The organism is Floridaenema fluviatile BLCC-F154 (genome assembly GCF_041929135.1).
Lineage (GTDB): Bacteria > Cyanobacteriota > Cyanobacteriia > Cyanobacteriales > Aerosakkonemataceae > Floridanema > Floridanema fluviatile.
On record NZ_JBHFNS010000022.1, the window covers coordinates 1 to 3,686 of the forward strand.

Annotated in this window: 6 protein-coding genes; 3 read left to right on the forward strand and 3 right to left on the reverse strand. The window is 42.3% G+C overall.

Translation table 11 applies throughout. From position 1 onward, the window contains the following. Positions 1–116 precede the first annotated feature (116 nt). Both ACE1B6_RS05955 and ACE1B6_RS05960 read right to left on the reverse strand, forming a co-directional pair. Positions 117–395, reverse strand: coding sequence for a hypothetical protein (locus ACE1B6_RS05955; RefSeq protein WP_413256329.1), 279 nt, complete (start codon positions 393–395; stop codon positions 117–119). 2 nt (positions 396–397) lie between these two features. Further along, positions 398–1,171 (reverse strand): 3'-5' exonuclease, encoded by a 774-nt coding sequence (locus ACE1B6_RS05960; RefSeq protein WP_413256330.1) that lies wholly within the window; start codon positions 1,169–1,171, stop codon positions 398–400. Between the two features lie 146 nt (positions 1,172–1,317). On the opposite strand from ACE1B6_RS05960, the gene ACE1B6_RS05965 reads away from it, so the two are divergent. The 3 genes from ACE1B6_RS05965 to ACE1B6_RS05975 all read left to right on the forward strand — a co-directional run bounded on the left by ACE1B6_RS05965 (position 1,318) and on the right by ACE1B6_RS05975 (position 2,904). Continuing rightward, entirely contained in the window at positions 1,318–1,554 is a 237-nt protein-coding gene (locus tag ACE1B6_RS05965; protein ID WP_413256331.1) for a helix-turn-helix domain-containing protein, read from the forward strand. 99 nt (positions 1,555–1,653) lie between these two features. Further along, positions 1,654–2,487: a hypothetical protein gene (locus ACE1B6_RS05970; RefSeq protein WP_413256332.1), complete on the forward strand. Its 834-nt coding sequence runs from the start codon at positions 1,654–1,656 to the stop codon at positions 2,485–2,487. Positions 2,488–2,607: 120 nt separating this feature from the next. Continuing rightward, complete coding sequence (locus tag ACE1B6_RS05975) at positions 2,608–2,904, forward strand: hypothetical protein (protein ID WP_413256333.1); 297 nt, start codon at positions 2,608–2,610, stop codon at positions 2,902–2,904. An 86-nt stretch (positions 2,905–2,990) separates the two neighbouring features. Here the strand turns inward: ACE1B6_RS05975 and ACE1B6_RS05980 are convergent. Then, on the reverse strand, positions 2,991–3,686 hold a 696-nt coding region (locus tag ACE1B6_RS05980), incomplete at its 5' end, for an RNA-guided endonuclease InsQ/TnpB family protein (RefSeq protein WP_413256334.1).

Below are 3,686 nucleotides of genomic sequence, written 5' to 3' on the forward strand. Positions count from 1 at the left end.
GTATTTCACTCGCTGCGTTTTTGTCAACAAATTTCATTTAATCATCAATCTCCAGAACAATTTTCTGCTATCTATTGCCTTTGTACTCAGCAATGATAGAAAGTGCATTTTTAGCCTTAATCAACAACTTCAAACAATAACGATGGTTCGCTATCTTTATCAGAAGTTGTTGGCATTCCTTCAACAATTTTTTTCTTTCTTGTAGAGCAGTTTCTATCCCGTTTGTTGATTTCATCTTCTTTTTGACACTTGAACAAATATTGTTGGTATTCAGGTGTTTCTACCCAACCACATTTACTGCAAGTGTAAATATGGATTCCTGGTATAGAAATCGGACTCCCACATCGAAAACAAGTACCAAATTTAGGCTGTCCATTTTCATCAATTAATTCCATTGCTATCCAATCTTCTCCACACCAAATTCCAAGGCTCGAAGAAACTTTTCTCGATCGCACTCCCGAACCTTCTTCACCCAAATTCGTCGCTGATTATCCCATCCAAACCCAGCACGTTTCGCTAATTCCCGGTCTTCATAGCTCACCACTGCCTTGATTTCAATCCTCGGTGAATTACTTCGAGCGATCGCCCCCTCCACCATAAACGGCAACATCGCCCGCCGCCGATTCAAGCACTCCACCAACAACCGGACATCATCACCCGCCCGATGAACCGTACTAATCCCAATTCCTAACCACAACGCCAAATCAGTCAGCTTGTAGCCACCATAAGCATTGATGTTGGGATAATTCCAATCAAAGTCTCTCATCGCACACAACCAACGCTGTTCTCCAAGCAATTGATTTACCAACGGTGCGTCGAACTCGGCGTTAAATGCCACCGCATAATCTGAACTATCAGCCATCTTCTGAAATTGTCCGATCGCTTCTTCCCTAAAACCTGATGCACTTTGAGTCAGTTCATGAGCAATTGAGTTAATCATTTCTGCCGGATTGTCATTTACTGGTAACAGAGTTGCCATTGATGCAATCGCACCTGTTTGTCGTTCAGTTTCACCAATCTGGTAAAGCGTACCTGCTATTTCACAGATGGAAGCGTTGGAATCGGCGCTGGTTGTTTCTGTATCCAGAATTAAGAGTTTCATTGATGAGAGTTCCTGTTCAAGAAAGTGTTCCGCCTCCAACACAAAAGTTAGTATTACTTTTCTGGTCATGGTTTTATGAGTCAAGGCAGGATGCCGCCTGCCTTGTTTACCTTTATTGGAGGACTTGCGCGTAAGGTTAACTTTACAATAAAATGATGACAGGTATGCCTTACAGTGTCAAGCGTCAGAGCATGACAAAAAGGAAAAGTAGATTTATGAAGTTATTGGAACGCAGAGGCTTGACTCAAGAGCAATTTGCGGAATTAGTCGAAAACGGTTGGCAGGGTATCTCCGGTCGTCCTTTGTCACGTCAAGCTGTCAATGCTTGGATTAATGGCAGAGCTATCCCAAAGCTTTCTCCCGCCGAAACTCTGGTACTTACAGAAATTTTGGGCTGTACGCTGACTGAACTGGCGATCGCTTTCCCTCACGACCTGGAAGATGACGGGTAAACATATTGGTTTACCCCTAACTAAATTTCTGACTTGTCTTGACAATGTAATCTTAGACTTCCATAATAATGTCAAGTTAACCTTACATTAAAAATCATCATGGGAAAACTACCAACAACATTCGATACTTTGGATTTAACCGGATTTGAAATCGACCAAACCAAACAATATGTCAGCATTACTCGTGAGATGGTGGATTTAGCTTGTGCGGTGTTGCAGAAAAATCGTGTTGGTGTAGTCACTCGCAGCGTTCAGGCAGCACTCAAACACATCTTTGGGATTGGTGGCAGTGCAGATACCATTTGCCAGTTATTACGTGATTGGCGATCGGAAAACATGGCTTCCCTCAAGCAAGGCAAAGGCGAAAAGGATTTAATTAGCGCCATCTTGGAATCTACAGATGACGGTTTGCTTGACCCCACCGATATTCCTGAAGATTATTTAACAGCTTCTCAACAAATGGCGATCGCTACTTATCGTTTGGCTTACCAAAATGCTGATACTTCGGTTAGTGGCGATCGCATGAAACAATTAGCTGTAGATAATCAATTAATGCGTCAACAATTAACTGATTTCCCTCGCTTAGAACTTGAGCTTAATTTCTACAAAGCCGAATGCGAACGTCAACGTGAAGAATTGCGCGAAGCCTACATGAATCTGAATAAACAGAAATTAGCTGAAGCTGAAGAATTCCGTAACCAAATCGATTCTCTTCATCAGGAACGTAATGATTTAGACGCTAAGTTATCTGTTTCCGAACAACGCTTATCTGAAATGGCTGCACTTGAACAAAAAGTTAAAGATTTAGAGCAGAGTTTAGTTAATGCCCAATCAGAAATTCAAACCAAAAGTCAACGCCTGTCTGAACTGGAAACTCAACGCCAATCTACTGCTAAGAAAAATGGCAAAGTTCCCGTAGCAAGTAGCATTTAGTTTTTTGTTATCCCCAATAGCAAATATCATTTTCTGCTATTGGGAATTATTTCTGGCTAAACGATCGCTATCACATCAAATGCAAAGGACATTTTATGAACAGTGAAAAGACTGAAAGTAATGTTCAATTTGAGGGCTGGTGCATTCTGGAAATTAGGCGGTTATCTCAAAGAAGCCAACATCGCCGGAGCAAGTTTTATCCGATTCGATACTTTTAACGAAACAGGTGTAGTTGCTGCAACTCAGTTTTATAACCCAGCTAGTGTTTATTGCATTACGCCAACAACTCAGGAAATTGCGATTGGATTTGGTTTAAGAAATCAACCAGCCCCGGTGCAAAGATGGGAACTAAAACCCACTGCTGAACCTCTTGTCATTGTTCCATTTGCTGATGAAGATTTTTTTGAGCAGGAGTGATTGGTAATTCTGATGAAAGCCGATCCCTACGCGATCGGTCATTGTCTTCAACAATCACCAACACAGTTGACACTCTCACCGTCAAGCTACGCTGTGACGGGAGATTCTTGCTTCAACGAGTGACCTTGCTTGAGCGTTGTTGCCAAGTTCAAGTAGAGGGTCGTCTCTCCGCAAGCGTTAATTTCGCTATGCCCTAGCGTATTTGATACATAGCCAAGTATTTGTAGTGCCTTGATTAGGATGTTAATCGCAGCGTTTTCGTCTCTGTCTAAAACTGCACCGCACTTACAAGCATGGGTGCGAACCGACAGAGATTTCTTCACCGTTGCGCCACATTTCGAGCAATTCACAGAAGTGTAATGGGGTGGCACTGCGACAGCAACTTTGCCGAATTTGAGAGCGAAATACTGTATCCACTCCCTAAATTGCGACCAAGCTACATCACTAATCGACTTAGCTAGATGACGGTTTTTCACCATGTTTCGCACTTTCAAGTCTTCAAACGCCACGATGTCGCTAGACATCACCACGCACCTTGCTGCCTTTACTGCAAAGTCTTTGCGCTGCCTGGAAACCTTCAAATGCTGTCTACCTAATCGGTTAATTGCTCTTCTTCTGTTTTTTGAACCTTTAACCTTTTTAGAAACTCGACGCTGCAATCGCTTCAATCTCTTTTGGGCTTTTCTCAGGTAGCGTGGATTATCTACTTTATTTCCTTCGCTATCGGTATAGAAATGATTTAATCCCACATCTAATCCGATATTCCTACCTGTTGGCTCCAA